The organism is Streptomyces caniscabiei, assembly GCF_014930365.1.
Lineage (GTDB): Bacteria > Actinomycetota > Actinomycetes > Streptomycetales > Streptomycetaceae > Streptomyces > Streptomyces caniscabiei.
This window is the reverse complement of record NZ_JABXWI010000014.1, coordinates 218241-239177: the sequence shown is the minus strand read 5'-3', so window position 1 is coordinate 239177 and position 20937 is coordinate 218241. Positions and strand designations below refer to the sequence as shown.

19 protein-coding genes are annotated in these 20937 nt (G+C 71.3%); 7 read left to right on the top strand and 12 right to left on the bottom strand.

The annotated features are described in order from the left end of the window. Positions 1–22 precede the first annotated feature (22 nt). The 8 genes from sbnB to HW837_RS34645 form a co-directional block, all read right to left on the bottom strand. A complete protein-coding gene (sbnB, locus tag HW837_RS34680) occupies positions 23–1030 on the bottom strand; it encodes a 2,3-diaminopropionate biosynthesis protein SbnB (protein WP_045560596.1) in 1008 nt (335 codons plus the stop codon). A gap of 134 nt (positions 1031–1164) precedes the next feature. After that, positions 1165–2112: a 2,3-diaminopropionate biosynthesis protein SbnA gene (gene sbnA, locus HW837_RS34675; protein WP_045560597.1), complete on the bottom strand. Its 948-nt coding sequence runs from the start codon at positions 2110–2112 to the stop codon at positions 1165–1167. 888 nt (positions 2113–3000) lie between these two features. Next, complete coding sequence (locus HW837_RS34670; protein ID WP_177262067.1) at positions 3001–4023, bottom strand: glycoside hydrolase family 6 protein; 1023 nt, start codon at positions 4021–4023, stop codon at positions 3001–3003. A gap of 468 nt (positions 4024–4491) precedes the next feature. Then, the gene (locus HW837_RS34665) at positions 4492–5235 is read right to left on the bottom strand and encodes a class F sortase (RefSeq protein WP_390623605.1); all 744 of its coding nucleotides are present in this window, start codon (positions 5233–5235) and stop codon (positions 4492–4494) included. Positions 5236–5244: 9 nt separating this feature from the next. After that, entirely contained in the window at positions 5245–6060 is an 816-nt protein-coding gene (locus HW837_RS34660) for a hypothetical protein (protein WP_193381122.1), read from the bottom strand. Positions 6061–6241: 181 nt separating this feature from the next. Continuing rightward, positions 6242–7021 (bottom strand): HAD-IIA family hydrolase, encoded by a 780-nt coding sequence (locus tag HW837_RS34655; RefSeq protein WP_045560601.1) that lies wholly within the window; start codon positions 7019–7021, stop codon positions 6242–6244. Between the two features lie 166 nt (positions 7022–7187). Continuing rightward, complete coding sequence (locus HW837_RS34650) at positions 7188–8006, bottom strand: hypothetical protein (protein WP_052683065.1); 819 nt, start codon at positions 8004–8006, stop codon at positions 7188–7190. A 432-nt stretch (positions 8007–8438) separates the two neighbouring features. Next, on the bottom strand, positions 8439–9668 hold the full coding sequence (locus HW837_RS34645; RefSeq protein ID WP_078853737.1) for an ROK family transcriptional regulator: 1230 nt from the start codon (positions 9666–9668) through the stop codon (positions 8439–8441). 55 nt (positions 9669–9723) lie between these two features. On the opposite strand from HW837_RS34645, the gene HW837_RS34640 reads away from it, so the two are divergent. Together HW837_RS34640 and HW837_RS34635 are read left to right on the top strand one after the other, a co-directional pair. Further along, positions 9724–10809 carry a Gfo/Idh/MocA family oxidoreductase gene (locus HW837_RS34640; RefSeq protein WP_093791581.1) on the top strand — a complete coding sequence of 362 codons (1086 nt, stop codon included), beginning with the start codon at positions 9724–9726 and terminating at the stop codon, positions 10807–10809. Continuing rightward, complete coding sequence (locus tag HW837_RS34635; RefSeq protein WP_193381123.1) at positions 10806–11312, top strand: heme-degrading domain-containing protein; 507 nt, start codon at positions 10806–10808, stop codon at positions 11310–11312. Before HW837_RS34640 ends, HW837_RS34635 begins: the two co-directional genes overlap by 4 nt. 217 nt (positions 11313–11529) lie before the next feature. Here HW837_RS34635 and HW837_RS34630 read toward each other — a convergent pair whose 3' ends face one another. The 4 genes from HW837_RS34630 to HW837_RS34615 form a co-directional block, all read right to left on the bottom strand. Then, positions 11530–12387 (bottom strand): fumarylacetoacetate hydrolase family protein, encoded by an 858-nt coding sequence (locus HW837_RS34630; protein WP_093791577.1) that lies wholly within the window; start codon positions 12385–12387, stop codon positions 11530–11532. 208 nt (positions 12388–12595) lie between these two features. Beyond that, the gene (locus HW837_RS34625) at positions 12596–13387 is read right to left on the bottom strand and encodes a YidC/Oxa1 family membrane protein insertase (RefSeq protein WP_045560606.1); all 792 of its coding nucleotides are present in this window, start codon (positions 13385–13387) and stop codon (positions 12596–12598) included. Between the two features lie 142 nt (positions 13388–13529). Then, the gene (locus HW837_RS34620) at positions 13530–13805 is read right to left on the bottom strand and encodes a DUF6412 domain-containing protein (protein ID WP_086785219.1); all 276 of its coding nucleotides are present in this window, start codon (positions 13803–13805) and stop codon (positions 13530–13532) included. A gap of 121 nt (positions 13806–13926) precedes the next feature. Next, a complete protein-coding gene (locus HW837_RS34615) occupies positions 13927–14580 on the bottom strand; it encodes a class E sortase (RefSeq protein ID WP_093791573.1) in 654 nt (217 codons plus the stop codon). A 171-nt stretch (positions 14581–14751) separates the two neighbouring features. On the opposite strand from HW837_RS34615, the gene HW837_RS34610 reads away from it, so the two are divergent. The 5 genes from HW837_RS34610 to HW837_RS34590 all read left to right on the top strand — a co-directional run bounded on the left by HW837_RS34610 (position 14752) and on the right by HW837_RS34590 (position 20934). Further along, positions 14752–16314: a glycoside hydrolase gene (locus tag HW837_RS34610; RefSeq protein ID WP_045560609.1), complete on the top strand. Its 1563-nt coding sequence runs from the start codon at positions 14752–14754 to the stop codon at positions 16312–16314. Between the two features lie 140 nt (positions 16315–16454). Next, positions 16455–17465, top strand: coding sequence for an SEC-C domain-containing protein (locus HW837_RS34605; RefSeq protein ID WP_045560610.1), 1011 nt, complete (start codon positions 16455–16457; stop codon positions 17463–17465). Between the two features lie 510 nt (positions 17466–17975). Beyond that, positions 17976–18389: a very short patch repair endonuclease gene (locus HW837_RS34600; protein ID WP_045560611.1), complete on the top strand. Its 414-nt coding sequence runs from the start codon at positions 17976–17978 to the stop codon at positions 18387–18389. Next, positions 18386–19393 (top strand): DNA cytosine methyltransferase, encoded by a 1008-nt coding sequence (locus tag HW837_RS34595; RefSeq protein ID WP_045560612.1) that lies wholly within the window; start codon positions 18386–18388, stop codon positions 19391–19393. Before HW837_RS34600 ends, HW837_RS34595 begins: the two co-directional genes overlap by 4 nt. Continuing rightward, complete coding sequence (locus tag HW837_RS34590; protein WP_078853738.1) at positions 19390–20934, top strand: DNA cytosine methyltransferase; 1545 nt, start codon at positions 19390–19392, stop codon at positions 20932–20934. The genes HW837_RS34595 and HW837_RS34590 overlap by 4 nt, the downstream gene beginning before the upstream one ends. Positions 20935–20937: the final 3 nt, after the last annotated feature.

Below are 20937 nucleotides of genomic sequence, written 5' to 3'. Positions count from 1 at the left end.
GGAGTTGTCCCGGAAGGAGTCGTCACCACCGCTCGGTCTCCCCGAAGAAGTCGGCGATGGCGGTGACGCGGCCGGACCCGGCGGCCACGCGGTGGACTTCGAGTCCCACGGCGAGGTCCAGGACGCCCAGGCCGAAGGGGGAGAAGATGACCGGCTTGTCGGCGCCGACCGCGGCCTCCCCGTTGATCACCTCGGCGAGGGTGCCGGTGATGAAGTCCCGGTTGCCGTACTTCTGTTCGGCCAAGTGCGGCGAGGTGTCGGCCTTCAGGCAGTGGTCGACGTCGTCCAGCACGTTGTAGGAGCCGGCGATGATCTCGGGGCCGATGTCCCGCAGGGAGATGTTGAGGACGATCTGCCCGGGGGCGAAGGCGTCGGCGTCGAGGACGTACGGCTCCCCGGCCGTGGTCGCGAAGACGACCAGGTCGGCGCCGGACACGGCCTCCTGGAGGGTGCCGGCGTAGGTCGCCGGGTACTGGAGCCGCTCGGTGGCGTGGGCCGCCAGCGCGCTGCCGTACTCCTCGCTCAGGTCGTGCACCGCCACCTGGTCGAACGCCCACTGCTCGGCGCGGAAGAACTCCAGGATGTTGCGGGCGATGATGCCCGCGCCGACGACCGCGAGCCGCCCGCCGCGGCGGTCCCCGGCGAGCACGTTCGCCGCGAGGACGGCCGACGCGGCGGTGCGGGCGGCGCTGATCTGCGAGGCCTCCAGGAGCGCGAACGGGTAGCCGGTCTCGGCGTCGTTCAGGACGAGCGTGGCCGAGGCCCGGGGTATGCCGCGCTGGATGTTGGCCGGGAAGCTGGCGATCCACTTGATGCCGGCGACCTCGCGCTCGCCGTCGAGATAGGCGGGCAGGGCGATGATCCGGTCGCCCGGCTTCTCCGGGAAGCGGAGGAAGTAGCTGTCCGGGTTCACGGAACGGCCGGCGTGGTGGGCGAGATAGGTGTCACGCACGACCCGGACGATGTCCTGGCGGCTGTCCCGGACGATGTCCTGGACCGTACGGCCGCCGACGACATCAAATTCGAACATGGAGACTCCTTCTACTGCTGACGGGTTGCGCGATGGGGCGTTGGGGCCATGGGCGAAGGGGCGAAGAGGCGAAGAGGCGTTGCGACCATGGGGAGTTGGGGCCGTCCCGTGGCGGGGCGACGACGTGCTCCCGGTCAGTCGTCGAGGGCGCCGAAGCGCTCGTCGACCCAGGCGTCGTCGTAGATCGTGTCGAGGTAGCGCTCGCCGAGGTCCGGGCTGATGGCGACCACCGACGCGCCCCGGGGGATGTCGTGGCGCCTGGCCGCGACGGCGGCGAGCACCGACCCGGTGGAGCCGCCGGCGAGGACGCCCCGCCGGGTCGCCAGCAGTCGGCACATGCGCACCGCCTCGGGCTCCGGCACCATGACGACCTCGTCGACGAGCCCGTCCCGGAAGATCTCCGGACGGCGGCTGGTGCCCAGGCCGGGGATGTGCCGGCGGGCGGGCGGAGCGTCGAAGGTGACCGAGCCGACCGAGTCGACGGCGACGATGCGGGTCCCGGGCGAGTACTCGCGGAAGTACTCGGCGCAGCCCATGAGCGTGCCGGTGGTGCCGGCGCCCACGAAGAGCACGTCGACCTGGCGCTCCTTGAGCAGGGCCGGGGCGGTACGCCGGTAATGGGCGCGCGGGTTGGCCTCGTTGGCGTACTGGTTGGGCCAGACCAGGCCGGGGTCCTCGCGCAGCCGGGCGTGGATGTGGTCGATACGGGACTGCAGGAAGCCGCCGTTGGCGTCTCTGCGGTCGACGACGACGACCTCGGCGCCGTACGCCCGCATCAGACGGATGCTCGTGGTCGCGGTGTTGGGGTCCGCGACACAGGTGAACCGGTAGCCGCGGGCCGCGCAGACCGAGCTCAGCGCGATGCCGAGGTTGCCGGAGGAGGACTCGATGACCCGGCCGCCGGGCTTGAGCACACCGCGGCTCTCCAGATCCTCCAGCAGGCCCACGGCCGCCTTCAGTTTGATGGATCCCGCGGGATTGAGTCCTTCGATCTTGAGCGTGAGATCGACGTCGCCGATGAAGCCGCTCAGGTCGAGGAAGAGGTCGTCGAGTACCAGGTCATACGCATGACGAAAGATCATCGAGCACCTTCGGTAACGGGTTGAACGTGACGGAGGTGGTACGAGTGCGTGCGAGGGCGGCCTCCTACGGCACGGCCGGGACGCACCTGGACGCGGCAGCGCACGGCCCTGGACATGCGCCATTTCTGGCCATGCGCAAGGGCGTGGGCGCGGCCGCGCATGGCCACGAGCACGCAGAAAGGGGCATGGAAATGAACATGCGCACGAACATGCGCATGCCAAGACTGCGCGCATGGTGGCGGACGTCGAAGGTCGTGACGCGGAGGTGATCCGGAGCGCGCGTGCGTCGGCGGAGTACCACCGACCCCACCGCTCCGGAGGTCAGAAGAGCGCGGCCTCAGCCGTCGAAGGCGCCCGGCGCACCGTAGGGCGGCCCGTTAGGACAGAGCCGGACGTGCGCCCGACAGCGCCCGGACGGACAGGAACCGGTCCGGGCGGCGGCAGAAGGGCCTTCCCGGATGAGCTGAGTCGCCGACATCGAGCGTGACATCAAGCGCGACGTCGAGCGAAGCGCCGAGGGGACTTCCTCATGACGGAGACGGCGCTCTGCCCACCCCGCACACAGGCGCTCCGCCCGCCCCGCGGACAGGCGTTCCGCCCGCCCCGCGAACAGGGCGTCGGCGGGCGCTAAGTGATCGTCCGTCTGCTCGCGGAGCGAAGCCCGCGACGGCCCGGAACGGCATTCCCTCGGTGCGGCAACCGCACGCGTGACGTGCACGCCTTTCCCCTTCCCCCGTGGGTGGCAACTGTGTTGCCCGTGCGTCACGGACCGGTGCCTCGGCACCCATCCGTGATCTTGAAGAAACCCTAGCCCACTATCCGTGACCGGTCTATGACAGCAACGTTAAGGCTCAGCATAGGCATGCCTAAGTTCCGTGGCCAGCAGCGTCATTCGGACGCCTTGGCCAGATCCAGCGCGTACTCCGGCCACCACTGCCCCGCCTTGGGCCCGCCCTTGCACTCCCCGTCCGACTCCCCCGGGCGCTTGACCCAGAGGTACGCGTCCACGAGAGGGTCCGCGGTCTTGGTCGTCGGGGACTCCCCCAGGGCCCGTCCCGGCGGATTGCACCAGCGCTCGTCCTCGTCGCCCTCGTCCCAGGGGCCGTTGCCGTTGCGGCTGGTGTCGACGACGAAGGGCTTGTCCCCGATCTTCGAGGAGAGTTGCCTGCCGTACTCGATGGAGTCCTCGGTGGTGTAGAAGTTCGAGACGTTGACGGCGAAGCCGTCGGCCTGTTCCACGCCCGCCCACTTGAGGGGGTCGTAGATCTCCTCGGGGTCGCCCCAGCCCGCGTTGCCCGCGTCCAGGTACACCTTCGTGTTCTTCAGCGCGCCCAGCGTCCCGATCGCGCCCTTCAGCAGGTCGTACCGCTCCTCGTGGAACTCCTCCGGCGTGCAGCCGTCCACCACGTGCAGCACCGCGTCGGGCTCCAGCACGATCGTGGCCGGACGGTCGCCGATACCCCGGGCCACACCGTCGATCCAGGCCCGGTACGCGTCGCCGTCGGCCGCGCCGCCGCCGGAGTACTGGCCGCAGTCGCGGTGCGGGATGTTGTAGAGGACGAGGACGGCGTCCCGGTCGGCCTTCTCCGCGGCCTCGGTGAAGCCCTTGGCCTCCCCCTCCGGGTTCTCCGGGCCGATCCACTCGCCGGTCGGCTGCTCGGCGATCCGGCGGATCAGCCTGGCGTCCTTGTCCTTGCCGGCTTTCTCGTAGGCGGCGACCTGTGCCGCCGCGTTCCCCTTCGGGTTGACCCAGAACGGGTCCGTGCCGTGCGGCTGTTGGGTGATGCCGGAGCCGGAGGACCGACCCTTGTCACCGTCACCGTCGTCTCCCCCGGAACAGCCGGCGAGCACTAACGCGACCCCCACCACCGCCACGGACGCCCGAACCCCGGCCCCCCTACCGCCGTACATCCAACTCCCCCTTGGGTGCACCGTGTCGTAAGCCCCAATCCTGACATAAGTCCCCCCTCGCCCACGAGGTCGTCAGGACCCGCCGGGCGGCACCGGCGGGCACCTCGGGGCCCGGAACACCCCGGTTCCGCCGCCACCTGCCTCCATGACGGAGCGTCACGGGTCATCGACTTGGCGTCAAACAACCTCTGGCCGACGGCTTCCACGCGCTCCGGAGTCGCTGCCGTACGGCCCCCGCCACCGGCCTCCCACCCATTCCCTCGGGCTCCGCGCTCCCCTAGGGGTCGCCGACCGGGCCGGGCGCACGCCGGGAGCACGCCGGGCGCGTGCGTCTACGGGTTCCGGGGCCCCGTACCACCGGTGCGCCCGCGCTGGTCACTTTCCGGTCATTGTCACGACCGGTCGGCCGAAGTCCCCGCGACCGAAGTACCTGGGGCTGAAGTCCCCATAGCCGAGGCGCTGTTGGGGTCACGCTCCCGTTCCGCTCAGATACGCGTTGACGACGACGTTCGCCGTGTAGGTGCGGCTCGCCTTGTCGAAGGTGCCGCCGCAGGTGACGAGTCGGAGTTCGGCGCGCCCGGACTGCCGTACGCCGTAGGCCTGTCGGGCGTCGAACTCGTCGCGGCCGATGACCTGGACGTCGTCCACGGTGAACTCGACCATGCGGCCGTCGCTGCGGGCCACCCGCACCTTGTCGCCGACGCGCAGCGCGCTCAGCTTGTAGAAGACGGCCGGCCGGGTCTCGGTGTCGACGTGCCCGACGAACAGCGCGGCACCCGTCGCCCCGGGCCGCGCACCGCCCGCGTACCAGCCGACGACGCCCGGCTGACCGTAGGACGGCGGCTCGACCGCCCCGTCCCGGTCGAGGCCGCGCGCCACGACCGGCGCCTGCACACCCATCGAGGGGATGTCCAGCCGCTGCGGCCGCGCCCCGCTCAACGGCTCGGCGGCGGGCGGCAGTTCGGCCTGGGCCGGCCGCCCCACGGCCGCCACGTCTCCGGTGGTCGGCGCGGAGCCGCCCTGCCGTACGTCGGTGACCTCGCGGCCCCACAGCCACAACCCGAGCAGCAACACGGCCCACGTGACACCGGCGACGACCCGGCCGGTCCCGCCGCCCCCTCCCCCGAACCCGCCGTCACCACCACTGCCGCTGCCGCTGCCGTCACCGAGGCCGATGTCGCTTCCATAGTCGGCGTAGTCCCGTCCTGGCACGGGGACCCCCTATTCCGTACGGCGGCCGCGGCCCCGGCGCGCGCCACGCGCCACGACCGCCACCGCCGCGACCCCGGCGAGGACCAGCCCGACCACCGCGTGGCGGGCGCCGGGTCCGGTGTGCCGGGCGTCGTCCGTCGAATTGGCCGGGGCTGCGGAGCCCCGCGCGTCGGCCGGATCGCCCGCAGCCGCGAGCTGCTCCGCCGCCCCACCGCCGCCCGCGCGGACGGGGGCGACCGGGGAGGAGGGCGAGGAGGGCCGCCGGTGGGCGGGACGGTCGGGTGGGGACGACGGTTCGGCCGAGGGTTCAGCCGACGGAGGGCTGAGGTCCGTCGGGGGGCTGAGGTCCGTCAGGGGGCCGATGTCCGCCAGGGGACCGATGTCCGCCAGGGGACCGATGTCCGTCGGGGGTCTGGTGCCCTTCGGGGGCTTGCTGTCACCGATCTTGATCGTCGCCGGGAGCTGATGCGCCCTGCCGTCGCAGGTGATCCGTACCCGGTAGGTGCCGGGATCGAGTGAGGAACGGACGCGGGTCTCGCCGGCGAGCGTGCCGGGACTCCTGCCGGTGAGCTGGGTGAGCTGCGCGTCCGCGACGAACGCGACCGAGGCGGCCGTACCCGTCCTCCCGCCGCACTCGCTCGCCCGTACCTGGATGTCGGTGCCGGGGACTGGTGAGACCGGCACCGTCGAGATGTCCCCCGACGCGGTTCCCGACGCGTGTCCCGACACGTTTCCCGAGGCGGCCGCGTGGACCGAGGGCGCCGACGCGGCGAGCGCCGCCGCGACCACCGCACCGGCACAGAGAGTGACTCGAACTGAGCCCATGGTGAACCTCCAGACACCCCAGAGACTCCCTCGCCGGGAGCCTGGACGCATCCGGGGAGGCGTCCCGACTGCTCCGTACGGGTGTCAGGGGGTTTACCCGGGGCCGGGCAACTCAGCGACCTCGCCGATGGACCGCACAAGGAACGGACCGAGTGCGGATCGCATGGGGACCGGACAGGGGTCAGATGCGGTCCACGAGGTCCGCGATCGAGTTCACGATCTTCGAGGGGCGGTAGGGGAACTTCTCGATCTGCTCGGGGGTCGTCAGACCGGTGAGGACGAGGAAGGTCTCCATCCCGGCCTCGATGCCCGCGAGGACGTCCGTGTCCATGCGGTCGCCGATCATCGCGCTGGTCTCGGAGTGCGCGCCGATCGCGTTCAGACCGGTGCGCATCATCAGCGGGTTCGGCTTGCCGGCGAAGTACGGCTTCTGCCCGGTCGCCTGGGTGATCAGCGCGGCCACGGCCCCCGTCGCGGGCAGCGGGCCCTCGGCGGAGGGGCCGGTCTCGTCCGGGTTGGTGGCGATGAAACGGGCGCCGCCGTCGATCAGCCGGACGGCCTTCGTCATGGCCTCGAAGGAGTAGGTGCGGGTCTCGCCCAGGACGACGTAGTCGGGCTCGTGGTCGGTGAGGACGTACCCGATGTCGTGCAGCGCGGTCGTCAGGCCCGCCTCGCCGATGACGTACGCCGTGCCGCCGGGACGCTGGTCGTCGAGGAACTGGGCGGTCGCCAGGGCAGAGGTCCAGATGTTCTCCACGGGCACGTCGAGGCCCATGCGGGAGAGACGGGCGTGCAGGTCGCGCGCGGTGTAGATCGAGTTGTTGGTGAGGACCAGGAAGGGGCGCCCGGAGTCGCGGAGCTTCTTTATGAAGGCGTCGGCGCCGGGGATGGGCACGCCCTCATGGATGAGCACCCCGTCCATGTCGGTGAGCCACGACTCGATGGGCTTGCGCTCTGCCATGTGCGATCTCCTGCCGGCCTCTGTCGATACCTGCCGTACGGCCGTACATCCGTACGTCCGGGTTCGACCCAACCCTAGTGAGCCCTGGCCGAAAAGAGGAGGCCGATCTTGGCCGCTGAGACCGGGGTTGCTTCAGGTCAGCGGGGGTGCCGACGCCGGGGGCCGCTCAGCGGGCTCGTCTGCGGACCGTTGCCGTCAGCAGGCCGCCGGCGGCCAGGAGCAGGAGTCCGGTCACGTACGGGAGGGCCTCGCGCATGCCCGAGGCGGCCAGTTCGTCGGGGTACGGCCGCCGCTCCTTCGGTACGGCCGTGCCGCCGCTCTCCTTGGCCGGACCGTCGGGGTCCCGGCCGACCTCCGCGCTCTCCTCCTCGCCCTCCCCCTCCTCCTCGTCGTCGGTGACGCGGAAGCGGTAGTCGTTCGACTCGCCCACCCACGCGCCGTCGTCGCCGCGCCGCTGGACGACGGCCGCGTTCACCACGACGTCGTTGGGCACGGCCGCGTCGGAGGTGAGGGAGAGGCGGACCTTGACGGAGAGGGTGCGGCCGGGGGGCACGGTGAAGCCGGTGCCGTGGCCGTCGCCGTCCCCGCCGAGTACGCCGACCAGTTCGTCCGCGTCGGTCCGTTCGAAGGTCACCGGCCGGGCGGTGGTGCTGTCGGCGTCGGCGTAGAACTCCAACTGCGGCTGTGTCCGCTTCAGGGTGCGGGCGCCGTCGACCAGCACGACCACCGGGTGGATGTTTCCGCAGGTGCGGGAGGTGGTGTTGGTGAGCTCCACGGCCCAGGTGTGGAAGCCGCCGCCGGCGACGTAGGTGGCGGGGCCGCCGCGGATACGGGTCCGGATGGGGAAGGCGCCGCTGTCGTCACCGACGCAACTGGGCAGCCGCGCGTCCGACAGGGGCGCAGGCAGGGGCGCCGCCGCCGCCGGACCACTGAGGGGCACGGCTGCGGCGCCAAGGGCAAGGGTCAGGCACGTACACAGTCGCATGAACACATGACCATGCCACCGCCCCCACCGAAAACCCCCCGCCACGCCCCGGCCCGACGACATCACCCCCCAATCACCCCTCGATCAGCGCAGCCACCACCCTTCCCGGGTGCACGGAAACCGCGGCCCGCGTCCAAGACCAAGGGCGCGCCCCATCTTTCCCGGGGGCGCGGGAACCCGTGGCCCGCCCTCACGGCCGTGGGCGCACCCCGTCTTTCCCAGGCGCGGGAAACCACAGCCCGCTCTCACGGCCGTGGGCGCACCCCGTCTTTCCTCGCGGCGCCGAACCCCATGGCCCGCCTCCAAGACCAAGGGCGCCCCCGGTCGTTCAGGGGCGCGGGGAACTGCGCGAGCAACCCCACACAACCCGCAGCCGCCCACCGACCGCCCCCTCCCCCACCCCCCGCGTCCCGGCCCCACGCGGAGCCCGCCTCACCCATCCTCCCGCCCGAACAACGGCGCGAGCAGCAGCTGAGCCGCCCCCTCCGCCACCCCCGACGCCCCCACCCCGGCCACCCGCACCGGCACCGCCGGATCCTCCCCCTGCAACCGGGCCCACTCGTCGAGCACGAACCCGACCCCCCGCACGAACTCCTCCGGCCGGGCCTCGATCGTGCGCCCGCCCAACAGCACGAGCTCGATGTCGAGGAGCCCCACGAGGTTGGCGGCCCCGGTCCCGAGCACCCGCGCCGCCTCCTCCACGTCCCCCCGCGCCATCGCCGCGAGGCACAGCGCCTCGACGCACCCCCGGTTCCCGCACTCGCACCTCGGCCCGTCCAGCTGGACGACCTGGTGCCCGAACTCCCCGGCCCGGGTCCGCGCACCCCGATGGACGGCCCCGTCGATGACGAGCCCGGCCCCCAGCCCCGTACCGAGGTGGAGGTAGGCGAAGGACCCGTGTCCCCCCGCGTCCGCAGCGAGGCCCAGGGCCGCCGCGTTGGTGTCCTTGTCCACGACCACCGGCACCCCCAGCCGCCGCACGAGCGCCGCCCGCAGCGGAAAACCGTCCCACTCCGGGAACCCGGTGACCCGGTGCAGCACACCGTGCAGATGGTCGAGCGGCCCGGGCAGCGCGACTCCGACACCGAGCACGGAGAGCGGAGGAGCCGCCCCACCCGCGTCGGACGCGGAGCCGTGCCCCACCAGCAACGCCTCCACCTCCCGTGCCGCCCCCTCGACGACGTCGTCCGCCCCGGCCCCCAGGTCCAGCGGCGCCTGCCGCCGCGCGACCACCGCACCGGTGAGATCGCAGAGCACGGCCGTCAGCTCGTCGCGGTCGAGGTGGAGCCCGACCGCGTGCCCGGCGTCGGGCACGAGCCGCAGGACGGTGCGCGGCTTGCCCCCGGTGGACGCCCGGTACCCCGCCTCCGTCAGCAGCCCGTCCGCCCGCAACCGCGCAGTGATCTTGCTGACGGCCTGCGGGGTGAGCCCGGTCCGCTCGGCCAGCTCCAGCCGGCTTATCCCTACGGTCCCGGACCGGCGCAGCAGATCGAGCACCAGCGCCCCGTTGTGACTGCGCAGCGCGAGCAGGTTCACCCCGGCCACACCGGCGGCACGCCCGAGCCCCACCCCGTTCCCATTGCCGACCTCGCCCCGGCCGTTGCCGCCGCCGTGGCCGCCGCCGCTGTCGCCGTTCCCGTCACCGATCCCGTTGCCGTCCACACCTCCATTGTCCCTCGCGCTTGCACTTTGGCAACAGCGTTGCTTAAGTGGGTGTATGACAGGCACCAGCACAGACAGGCCCCTCCGCGTCGCCCTCGTCGGGTACGGCCTCGCCGGCTCCGTCTTCCACGCCCCGCTGATCGCCGCGACGGAGGGCCTGGCCCTCGACACCGTCGTCACGTCGAACCCGGAGCGCCAGGCGCAGGCCCGCGCCGAGTTCCCGGCCGTACGCTTCGCGGCCACGGCGGACGAGCTGTGGGCCCGCGCGGACGAGCTGGACCTGGTCGTCGTCGCCTCCCCCAACAAGACGCACGTCCCGATCGCCACCGCCGCTCTGGAGGCGGGCCTCGCGGTCGTCGTCGACAAGCCCGTGGCAGGCACGGCGGCCGAGGCGCGCGAACTGGCCGCTCTCGCGGAGTCACGCGGCCTGCTCCTCTCGGTCTTCCAGAACCGCCGCTGGGACAACGACTTCCTGACCCTCCGCGCCCTCCTCGCCGACGGCGCACTGGGCGAGGTCCGCCGCTTCGAGTCCCGCTTCGAACGCTGGCGCCCCCAACTCAAGGGCGGCTGGCGCGAGTCCGGCGACCCCGCAGAGATCGGAGGTCTCCTCTACGACCTGGGCAGCCACGTCGTGGACCAGGCCCTCACCCTCTTCGGCCCCGCCACCCTGGTGTACGCCGAGTCCGACCTCCGCCGCCCCGGCGCCGAGACGGACGACGACACCTTCATCGCCGTGACGCACGCGAACGGCGTCCGCTCCCACTTCCACGCCTCCGCCGTCACGCCCCAACTCGGCCCGCGCTTCCGTGTGCTGGGCTCCGAGGCGGGCTACGTCAAGTACGGTCTCGACCCGCAGGAAGCGGCCCTCCGCGAGGGCGAGCGTCCGACCCCCGGTGCCGCCTGGGGCCAGGAGCCCGAGGACCTCTGGGGCCGTGTGGGCGCCGGCGACTCCCCCCTCACCGACGGCGGCCGCCCCGTCCCGACCCTCCCCGGCGACTACCCCGCGTACTACACGGCCGTGGCCGCCGCGCTGCACGGCACCGGCGACAACCCGGTCACGGCGCACGAGGCCGCCGCCGCGCTGGACGTACTGGAGGCGGCCCGGAAGTCGGCGAGCGAGGGCGTGGCGGTGAAGCTGTGACGACCGACGACGCCACCCCCGCCGAGACGACCGCGCCCGCCACCCCCACCATCGAGGAACTCGAAGCCCAGGAGCGCGACCTGGTGCTCCCCCGCTTCACCCACGAGGACGCCTGGGCCCTGGGCTCCCTGCTGGTGGAGCTGGCCCGCGAGCGCGGCGCCCCCGTCGCGGTCGACATCCATCGCGGCCCCCAGCAGCTCTTCCACGCCGCCCTCCCCGGGTCGAGCACGGACAACGACGCCTGGATCGACCGCAAACGCCGGGTCGTGGAGCGCTACGCCGCCTCCTCCTACCTCGTCGGCGCCCGCTTCCGCGCCAAGGGCACGACCTTCGAGGACTCGTCCCGCCTGGACCCCGACCGGTACGCCGCGCACGGCGGTTCCTTCCCCCTGGCGGTCGAGGGAGCGGGCGTGATCGGCACGGTGACGGTCTCGGGCCTCCCCCAACTGGAGGACCACGCGATGGTGGTGGAGGCCCTGACGCACTTCAAGGGCACCCTGTAACCACCGGCCGCCCCAGGGGCGCGAGGAACTGCGCGACAAGCCACGACACACCCGCAGCCGCCCACCAACCGCAGCCCCCGCCCCCTAGGCACCCGGCCATGTGACCACCGGCCGCCCCAGGGGCGCGAGGAACTGCGCGACAAGCCACGACACACCCGCAGCCGCCGACAAACAGCAGCCCCCCGCCCCTCAGGCACCCGGCCCCAAAGCGGAGCGCCTACGCGTTCAGGAACTCCTGCCGCTGCCGCCCGAGCCCGTCGATCTCCAGCTCCACCACGTCCCCGGCCTTCAGGAACGGCTTCGGCTCGGGCTCCCCCAGCGCCACCCCCGCCGGCGTCCCCGTGTTGATGACGTCCCCCGGGTACAGCGTCATGAACTGACTGACGTACCGCACGACTTCACTCACCGCGAAGATCTGCTCGCCGGTCGTGCCGTCCTGCTTCAGTTCGCCGTTGACCCACAGCCGAAGCCCCAGCTTCTGCGGATCCGGCACCTCGTCGGCGGTCACCAGCCACGGGCCCAACGGGTTGAACGTCTCGCAGTTCTTGCCCTTGTCCCAGGTCCCGCCGCGCTCCAGCTGGAACTCCCGCTCGGACACGTCGTGCGAGGCGGCGTACCCGGCGACATGCTCCAGGGCCGCCTCGCGCGACTCGACGTACCGGGCGGTCCGCCCGATGACGACGGCCAGCTCGACCTCCCAGTCGGTCTTCGTCGACCCGCGCGGCACGAGCACCGAGTCGTGGGGCCCGACGACCGTGTCCGCCGCCTTGAAGAAGATCACCGGCTCGGCGGGCGGCTCGGCCCCCGTCTCGCGCGCGTGGTCGTGGTAGTTGAGCCCGATGCAGACGATCTTGCCGATCCGGGCGAGCGGCGGCCCGATCCGCAGCCCCGCCGCGTCCAGGACGGGCAGCGAACCGCTCTCGGCCGCCTCGCGGACCCGCGCGAGCGCCGCCTCGTCCGCGAGCAGCGCGCCGTCGATGTCCGGCACGACCCCGGACAGGTCCCGCAGGACCCCGTCGGCGTCGAGCAGCGCGGGCCGCTCCGCGCCCGCCGTACCGACTCGCAGCAGCTTCATGGTCGTCTCTCCCTCGATCGTCCGCCGCGCCCGGCCGATGGGTGCAGCCATCGGAGGACTGGTCGATCGTCCAAGCCCAAGGTCCACTCCGCAAGACCCGGTTCACGGACTGGACCACCGCCCGCCACGCCCGCCGCGGCCCGAACCTCCGCAACCACCCCCAACATCCGCCGTCGCCACCCGAACATCCGCCGCCCGGGCCGACGGCCTACCGCGCGGCAGCCGCCGTGGACGTACCGGCGGCGGTGTCGGCGTCGGCAGCGGCGGCCGGCAGCGGATACAGCAGCGCCCGCTCCACCGCGCTCCACGTCGTGCTGGTCACCACGTACAGCGCGGCCGCCAGAGGCACCACCGCGACGCTGACCAGCGTGAAGAAGGACATGAACGGCATGAACTTGCTGACCGCCCCCATTCCCGCCGCCATCCCGGGCACCTGCTCGTCCGACACGGCCGGCATCCCCGCCGTACCCGCCGCGATCATCCGCTTCGTACGCCAGAAGTTGAACGTCGCGACCCCGGCGACGATCACGAACAACCCCACGTAGACCAGCCCCTGCGGCCCGAACATCCCGCCCTCGCCCAGCGCGTCGGCCCAGCGGTCGCCGAGCGGGGCCGCGAAGAGCCGGTGGGTGAGGAGGGCGTTGGCCTCGCCGCCGATCGTGGTGTTGGAGAACAGGTGATAGAGGAGGAAGAAGGCCGGCAGCTGGCAGAGGCTGGGCAGGCAGCCGGACAGCGGCGACACCTTCTCCTTGGTGTGCAGCTCCATCAACGCCTTCTGGAGCTTCTCGGGGTTCTTCGCGTGCTTCTTCCGCAGCTCCGCGATCTGCGGCTGCAACGCGACCCGCGCCCGCTGCCCGCGCGCCGCCGCCCGCGACAGGGGGTGCACAAGCAGTCGTACGAGCGCCGTGAACAGGACGATCGCGAAGGCCGTCGCGGAGGCGTGGAAGAGCGGCTGGAGCAGTTCGGCGAGATGCGCGACAAGGTCGGCGAAAACGGACATGGGTGTGAGCCCTCCAGGGGTCTCGTCGTGCCGGTGAGCGGTGGTCGGAGTGACCGAATCGGCGCGACGGCCCGCGTGCGGGGCACAGACCTCAGCCAGGACAGTGGGTCAGGTGAGGTGAAGTGGGTGGTGCGGGTGTGCCCTACGCGGTGGCCGTCAGGAGGGCACGTCCGGGCGCGCGGGGGCGCGTACGCCCGCGCGCGTCGGGATCACGTTGGGGCAGGAACGCCGTACGGCGCTCACGGTCCCGCATGGCCGTACGGACCCGCGTACGGGGTACGACGGGCGCGCAGCGCGAGGCGATCAGCGCGCAGGCGGCGAAGGCGGAGCCGGCCGCGGCGGTCGCGGCGAAGGCGACGGCCGCGGAGAGCGTGCCGGCGTCGAGGACGGCGACCTCGAAGAGGAGCAGCAACAGCATCGCGGCGGGGCGCAGGCCGGCCAGGCCACGGATCACGGCTCCCCCTCTCGACGGCGCTGGTGCGTGGCTCCGGACCGACCGTCGGACGACGGCGGCTGCGGAGCCGGTCGCACACATGCTCTCATCTGAGGCGCACCGAGCGCAGCTTCCCCCAGACCACGAGCCGGTACGTGGAGGTGTACGCGGGCGTGCAGGTGGTGAGCGTGAGGTAGTGGCCGCGCTCGCGATACCCGTACGACGGCCGCACCTCGCTGCGCGGGACGGGCCGCAGGACTCCGCCGTCGCCGGGCGCGGTCTGCGGGAGCGTGCTGTCGACGACGTACGTGTGGACGGCGTCGCGTGTCTCGACGCGGATCTCGTCCCCGGCCTTGAGCCGGTCGAGGTGGCGGAAGGGCTCGCCGTGGGTGGTGCGGTGCCCGGCGAGCGCGAGGTTCCCGGGCCGCCCCGGCTGGGCGGTCCCCGGGTAGTGGCCGACGTACCCCTTGTCGAGGACCTCGGCCCGCCCCACCCCTTCGGCGACGGGCGCCCGGAGGTGGATCCGAGGGATGACGAGCACGGCGTACGCCTGAGCGTGCGCCGGGCTCTCGGCGCCCCCGTGCGCCCATGTCCGCTCCAGCGCGGCCACCTCCCGAACCGCCCCTTCCTGGGCCTGCCGGTTGGTCCACCACAGCTGATGGGCGACGAAGAGGAGGAGGACGAGCCCGAGGGTGACGGCGCCCTCGGCGGCGATCCAGAGCGGACGGACGCGGCCCGACACCGACCGGGGGACTTTCATCTCCCCTTCTCACAACCATTGGAAGAAATCGGAGAAAGCGCTGTCACACCTCTCGACAACATCACCTTTCACCCCTGACTCTTCCGATGTCCCCACTCAGCAGTCCGGAAGGCGACGGATCCCCGTCCGTTTCCTTCCCTCCCCTCGGCACCCGCATCCCCCGGAGCTGACATGACCGCATCCCCCGACCCCACGAACGACCGACAGAGACCGACAGCGGAGTCCCCGACACCCGACAGGACCGCGGGGCACTCGCCCTCCTTCGGCCGCAGAGCGCTCCTGGCGGCGGCCGGCGGCGCGGTCGTGGGCACCGCCCTCGGCACCGGCACGGCGAGCGCGGACGCGACCATCGCCATCAACCCGGCCACCAAGTACGGCACCTGGGAGGGCTGGGGCACCTCGCTCGCCTGGTGGGCCAATGTCTTCGGCGCCCGGGACGACTTCGCCGACCTGTGGTTCACCACGAAGACGACGACGTACAACGGCACGGCCCTGCCCGGCCTGGGCATGAACATCGCCCGCTACAACCTCGGCGCGTGCAGTTCGAACTCCATCAACGGCGAGTCGATGGTGAAGTCCCCCAACATCCCCGCCTTCAAGCAGATCGAGGGCTTCTGGCAGGACTACACCAACGAGAACCCGACCTCCTCGGCCTGGAAGTGGACCGCGGACGCCAACCAGCGCGCGGCCCTGACGAAGGCGGTGTCCCGAGGCGCGATCACCGAGCTCTTCGCGAACTCCCCGATGTGGTGGATGTGCTCCAACCACAACCCCTCGGGCGCCTCCGGTGGCGGCAACAACCTCCAGACCTGGAACTACCGCCAGCACGCCTCGCACCTGGCGGCGACGGCCCTGTACGCGAAGAACAACTGGGGCGTGAACTTCGCGACGGTCGACCCCTTCAACGAGCCGGCCTCCACCTGGTGGACGGCGACCGGCACCCAGGAGGGCTGCCACATGGACCCGGCGGTCCAGGCGGCCGTACTGCCGTACATGCGCAGCGAGTTGGACGCGCGCGGCCTGACCTCGGTGCGCATCTCGGCCTCCGACGAGACGAACTACGACACGGCCCGCTCGACCTGGAACTCCTTCAACGCCTCCACGAAATCCCTGGTCAGCCAGGTGAACGTGCACGGCTACCAGGGCGCTGGCGGCCGCCGCGACCTCCTCTACACGGACGTGGTCACCACCGCAGGCAAGAAGCTCTGGAACTCGGAGACGGGTGACAGCGACGGCACGGGCTGGACCCTCGCCCGCAACCTCTGTTACGACTTCCGCTGGCTGCACCCCACGGCCTGGGTCTACTGGCAGGTCATGGACCCGACGGCGGGCTGGGGCATGATCAAGTACGACGCGAACACGCTCCAGCCGGGCGCGATCGAGACGAAGTACTACGTGATGGCGCAGTTCAGCCGCCACATCCGCCCGGGGATGACGATCCTGGACGCGGGCTCCAGCTACACGGCGGCGGCGTACGACGCGGCGGCGAAGCGCCTGGTGATCGTGGCGATCAACACCGCGACCACGGCCCAGACCTTCACCTTCAACCTCTCGGGCTTCACGACGGTGACCGGTGGCACGAACGGTCTGGTCCCCCGCTGGAACACCCACACCTCGGGCGGCACCGACCGCTACCGCGCCTACTCGGACACCCGCCTGAACGGCAAGTCGGTGGCGGTCCCGTTCGCGGCGGGGGCGGTGCAGACGCTGCAGATCGACGGCGTGACGATCTGACCGCGACGGAGGTGGGAGGGGGGTGGAGAGGCGAGCGCGCCCTCGGCCCGCCCCCTCCCACCTCCCCTCCCCCCTCCCACCTCCACCCGCGCCTCACCTCCGCCCCCCTCCGTCCCCCCATCGGCGCTACGGTGTCGTCCATGCGCCCCGACACGCCTGCCGAGAACGTCGACCACCACGCCGAAGCGGCACGCCTGGAGCGGACCGCCGACCTCTACCCGGAGGACGCCGAGCACCTGCTGCTGCAGGCCGCGGCCCACCGGGAACTGGCCGGCGACCGCCCCACCGCGACGACCCTCTACGACCGCCTCCTGTCGTCCTCCACGCCGCTCGACAACCCCCACCTGGTACGAGCCCTCAAGGCCTCCAACCTCTGGGAGTACGGCCACGAGGCCGAGGCCCGCGCGATCATCGACGGAGTCCGCGCGGCCGCCCCGCGCGACCCGGCCCCCTGGGTGATCGTGGCGGAGGCCCTGGAGGCCCACGACGAACTCGAAGCGGCCCAGGACACCTTCACGTCGGCCGTGACCCTCCTCCTGACGGACGTCCCGGAGCCCCCGTACGCCACGCGCCCCCTGCTCTTCGGCCGCCACCGGGTGCGCCGCATGCTGGGCGCGACGCACGACAACTGGGACGCCGTGGCGGACACCCTCCACTCGTCCTCGATCTCCCTGGACGAACTCCACGACCCCAAACGCGTCTGGTCCCTGGGCTCGGACAACCCGGCGGAACTCCAGGCCGAGATCTCCCGCCTGCGCGCGGAACTGGGCGCCTACCGCGAAGCCCTCTCCCGCCCGTTCCCGGTGGCGGTCCTGCACTGGCCGGCCGCCGAACTGTCGGAACTGGTGTCGGCCTACCCCGGCCTGACCGCCGAATACCCGTCCCACGAGGCCCACCTCGCGACCATAGAGTCCTCCCTACGTGAGCTGTCGGCCTCCGGCACCCCGAACCTGGGCATCGTGACGGGCACGGTCCCGTCCTACGAGGCGTTCGCGGCGTCGGAGGGCTCCTCCCCGGCCGACGCGACCCTGCTGCCCCAGTACGCGACGACGCTGGCGGCACGGGGGTTGGCGGTGGCTTGGCCGCCGCAGAGGGGAAGCGCATGCTGGTGCGGCTCGACCAAGCCGTACGAGACGTGCCACGGCGCATGACCGCGAACCCCCGCACGGCCGGAACCGGCCCCCACTCTCCGCAAGCCGCTGAGCCGACCCGGCGTGCTTGCGAGACGGGACCGCGCCCCGAACCCCGCCCCACGATCCGGCCGCCCTCCACCTGAACCCGGCCGGGCCCCCACCCTTCCGGGCCGCTCGCTCGCTTCTCCCCCGCGCTGGAGCGGCCCGGGTCAAGGGTGGCCCGAAGGGCCATCGCCGAAGGCGACGCGAAGCGCCCTTGAGGCGGGCCGCGGAGGCGCGACCCTCCAAAGAAGCGAGTGGCCCTAGGGCGCCCCAGGCGACGCCGGTGCCCACGGACGGTACGACCCAGGTCACCAGGACCCGATGCGGTCGGCCCCGCCCCTGTGATGGAATCGAACCGCAGCCGTGGTCCGACAGCTCGACAGATCGGGCTCTGCGGACTCGGAGTTCGACCGGTCCGAGCCAAGATCGTGAGGCGCAGCCGCCTTGAGCACCATGAAGCCGTTGTCGCCGGCCGTCTCGGCACGCATGAGCAGGCAGGCCAGCAAAGACACCGCCGCCGAGCTCGCGGTCCGTCGCCTGCTCCACGCCGGCGGGCTGCGCTACCGCGTCGAATACCCGGTGCCGGGCATGGCCCGGCGCCGGATCGACGTGGCCTTCACATCGGTCAGGCTGGCCGTCCTGATCGACGGCTGCTTCTGGCACGGCTGCCCCGAACACGCGACGCAGCCGAAGTCGAACGCAGAGTGGTGGCGGCAGAAGCTGGACCGGAACATGGCTCGTGACGCGGAGACCACCGAGCACCTGGTGGCTGCCGGGTGGGAGGTCCTGCGGTTCTGGGAGCATGAGGCTCCCGAAGCCGTGGCCGTGAGCATCGCGGGGGCGGTGCAGCGGCGACGTGCGACTGTCGGGGGGAAACGATCTTGGGGGAACGTTCAGTGAACGGTTTGACGTTCGTCGATGTGTGCTCGGGGGCGGGCGGCTTGGCACTGGGATTGGAACAGGCGGGATTCACACCTCGGCTCCTGCTGGACGTCGAGCGGTACGCCTGCGACACCCTCAAGTCCAACCGGCCTCAGTGGAACGTGCTGGAGGTCGATCTCCTCGAATTCGACCCCGTCGACCACCCGGAGGTGTACGACGTGGACCTGCTGACAGCCGGCCTCCCCAGGGTGAAGTCCAGCGCGACGGTGACGCGCCGATCCTCGGACACCGAGCTCCGCCTCATCGAGGCGACCGCGTATCTGCTCCACGCCGTCCAACCACGTGCGTTGATCATCGAGAACGTCCCCACCCTGGTCGACGAGGAGGCCTTCGCGCCGATACGTGACTTCCTCCACGAGGAGCTGGAGCACCTCGGCTACGAACTGACCTGGTTCATCGTGAACGCCTCCGACTTCGGAGTCCCCCAGGACCGCAGACAAGGCGTCCTGGTGGCCCTCAGACGGCAATGGGCGAGCGCTTTCCGTCCTCCTCAGCCCACCGTCCTGGAGCACATGTCGGTCGGCGAGGCTCTCGTGTCGTCGATGCGCTCCCGCGGCTGGCAAGGCGCCGACCTTTGGGCGGCCCAAGCGACGAGCGTGGCGCCGACCTTGGTGGGCGGGTCCAAGACACATGGAGGACCGGACTTCGGCCCCACCGGCACGAAGGCCAAGTGGGAGCGAATGGGGGTCTACACCAAGTCGTTCGGGAACGAGCCTCCCGGTCCCGGCTTCGAATGGGACCCGTCGCTCGGCGACGACGGACTGGTGCGGATCACTGTGGACCAGACCGCCCTCCTCCAAGGCTTTCCCGAGGACTGGCACTTCGCCGGTGGCAAGACAGCCCGTTACCGCCAGGTGGGCAATGCCGCACCACCGGCCGTGGGCGAGGCACTGGGACGAGCGGTGGCCGAGGCATTGCTGAAGGCACCACTCGCGAACGCCGGCTACACTTCCCACCCATGAGCCACATCGAAGAGGAACACTCCTCACCTGCACGTTTCCGCATTTTGGACCTGTTTGCGGGGCCTGGCGGGCTGGATGTGGCGGCAGATGTTCTGGGGCATCAGATCACCGGCATCGAATGGGACGCAGGAGCATGCGCCACGCGCAGCGCTGCGGGGATGGACACTTTCCAGGGTGATGTCCGGCAGTACCGCGCGGCCTTCTTCCCTCATGCTCAGGTCCTTACCGGTGGACCTCCTTGCCAGACCTTCACAGTCGCCGGACACGGGGCAGGCCGCAGGGCACTGGACCAAGTGGTGGGCTACATCGAGCAGTTGCACAAGGTCGTGCGTCGAGAGAACCCCGACTGGACCGAAATCTTCCGGACCTGGCGGAAGATCACGGAGAAACTCCGGCGGAAAGAGGTCGAGGCCAAGGAAGTCAGGGCGGCGAAGCGTGAGGTCGAGGAGCTCAGGACCACGAAGCGCAAGGCCCTGAGGACCAGACTGGAACAGCTCGGACACTCGACGAACGAGGTCAAGGGGCTTCTGAAGCAACTCAAGACCCCGCAGATCCTCGATTTTTCCGATGCCGAACTCAAGGGCCTGCTCAAGGAGTTCAGCGATCTGAGTGAAGAGCTCACGAAGCTCAGGCTCCGACTCGAGGAGCTGGGCGACGAGCGGACCGGCTTGGTCCTGCAACCTCTGTGGTGGGTGATCGAGCGGAGCAGGCGGCCCGGTCTGGTTCCCTATGAAGCCGTCGTCCTCGAGCAGGTGCCCGCGGTGATGCCGGTGTGGAAGGAGTACGCCAAGGTACTGGCGTCGCTCGGCTACAGGACGGGTAGACAGCTGATGCACACCGAGGAGTTCGGCGTGCCGCAGACTCGACGGCGCGCGGTGCTGATGGCCCGTTTCGATCCGACCGCTGCCCCGAACACGCTCGCCACCGATCTCCTCACCAAAGTGCCCACGACCCACGAGCGCTATCGGCCTGGCAGCCTCTCCGTCCAATCGCCGAAGACCGGCCACGCGGACACTCTCCCCCTGGGCGGCGAGGCCAAGGATCCTTGCGTCTCCATGGAGAAGGCGCTGGAGGCGGCCCGAGTCATCAAGAAGGATCTGCCGCCACGCCCCGCGTACACCGTCGTCTCGAATTACGGGACCGGTGGGGACCCCGAGGCGCGCGGTCGGCGTGACCACGACGCCCCTTCCGCCACGATCACCGGCAAGGTGTCCCGCAACCGCCTGGTTCACAAGGGCACGGACGACGATCTTGGCGAGTACGACCGTTTCACGCCCGGCGAAGCTGGGGTGCTCCAGACGTTTCCCGTCGAGTACCCCTGGCGAGGCAACGACGTGTCGCAGCAGATCGGCAACGCCGTGCCGCCCAGGCTCGCCCTGCACATCCTCCGGCACGTACTCGAACCCGAACTCAGCGACGACGAGATCAAGGCCAGGATGGAGCGGGCAGTCGAGAAGCTCCTGACCTGGAGCAGGCCCGCGGAACCGGTGGAGATCCGCCGGCACCGCGGTCTGAAGGGACACCCTCTCACCGACAGGTGACAC

Coding starts and splice junctions, on each gene's coding strand:
- HW837_RS34650 (WP_052683065.1), bottom strand. CDS start 8,006: ATGCGACTGTGTACGTGCCTGACCCTTGCCCTTGGCGCCGCAGCCGTG.
- HW837_RS34610 (WP_045560609.1), top strand. CDS start 14,752: ATGACCGCATCCCCCGACCCCACGAACGACCGACAGAGACCGACAGCG.
- HW837_RS34655 (WP_045560601.1), bottom strand. CDS start 7,021: ATGGCAGAGCGCAAGCCCATCGAGTCGTGGCTCACCGACATGGACGGG.
- HW837_RS34625 (WP_045560606.1), bottom strand. CDS start 13,387: ATGTCCGTTTTCGCCGACCTTGTCGCGCATCTCGCCGAACTGCTCCAG.
- HW837_RS34615 (WP_093791573.1), bottom strand. CDS start 14,580: ATGAAAGTCCCCCGGTCGGTGTCGGGCCGCGTCCGTCCGCTCTGGATC.
- HW837_RS34600 (WP_045560611.1), top strand. CDS start 17,976: ATGAGCAGGCAGGCCAGCAAAGACACCGCCGCCGAGCTCGCGGTCCGT.
- HW837_RS34660 (WP_193381122.1), bottom strand. CDS start 6,060: ATGGGCTCAGTTCGAGTCACTCTCTGTGCCGGTGCGGTGGTCGCGGCG.
- sbnA (WP_045560597.1), bottom strand. CDS start 2,112: ATGATCTTTCGTCATGCGTATGACCTGGTACTCGACGACCTCTTCCTC.
- HW837_RS34640 (WP_093791581.1), top strand. CDS start 9,724: ATGACAGGCACCAGCACAGACAGGCCCCTCCGCGTCGCCCTCGTCGGG.
- HW837_RS34630 (WP_093791577.1), bottom strand. CDS start 12,387: ATGAAGCTGCTGCGAGTCGGTACGGCGGGCGCGGAGCGGCCCGCGCTG.
- HW837_RS34605 (WP_045560610.1), top strand. CDS start 16,455: ATGCGCCCCGACACGCCTGCCGAGAACGTCGACCACCACGCCGAAGCG.
- HW837_RS34620 (WP_086785219.1), bottom strand. CDS start 13,805: ATGCTGTTGCTGCTCCTCTTCGAGGTCGCCGTCCTCGACGCCGGCACG.
- HW837_RS34590 (WP_078853738.1), top strand. CDS start 19,390: ATGAGCCACATCGAAGAGGAACACTCCTCACCTGCACGTTTCCGCATT.
- HW837_RS34670 (WP_177262067.1), bottom strand. CDS start 4,023: ATGTACGGCGGTAGGGGGGCCGGGGTTCGGGCGTCCGTGGCGGTGGTG.
- sbnB (WP_045560596.1), bottom strand. CDS start 1,030: ATGTTCGAATTTGATGTCGTCGGCGGCCGTACGGTCCAGGACATCGTC.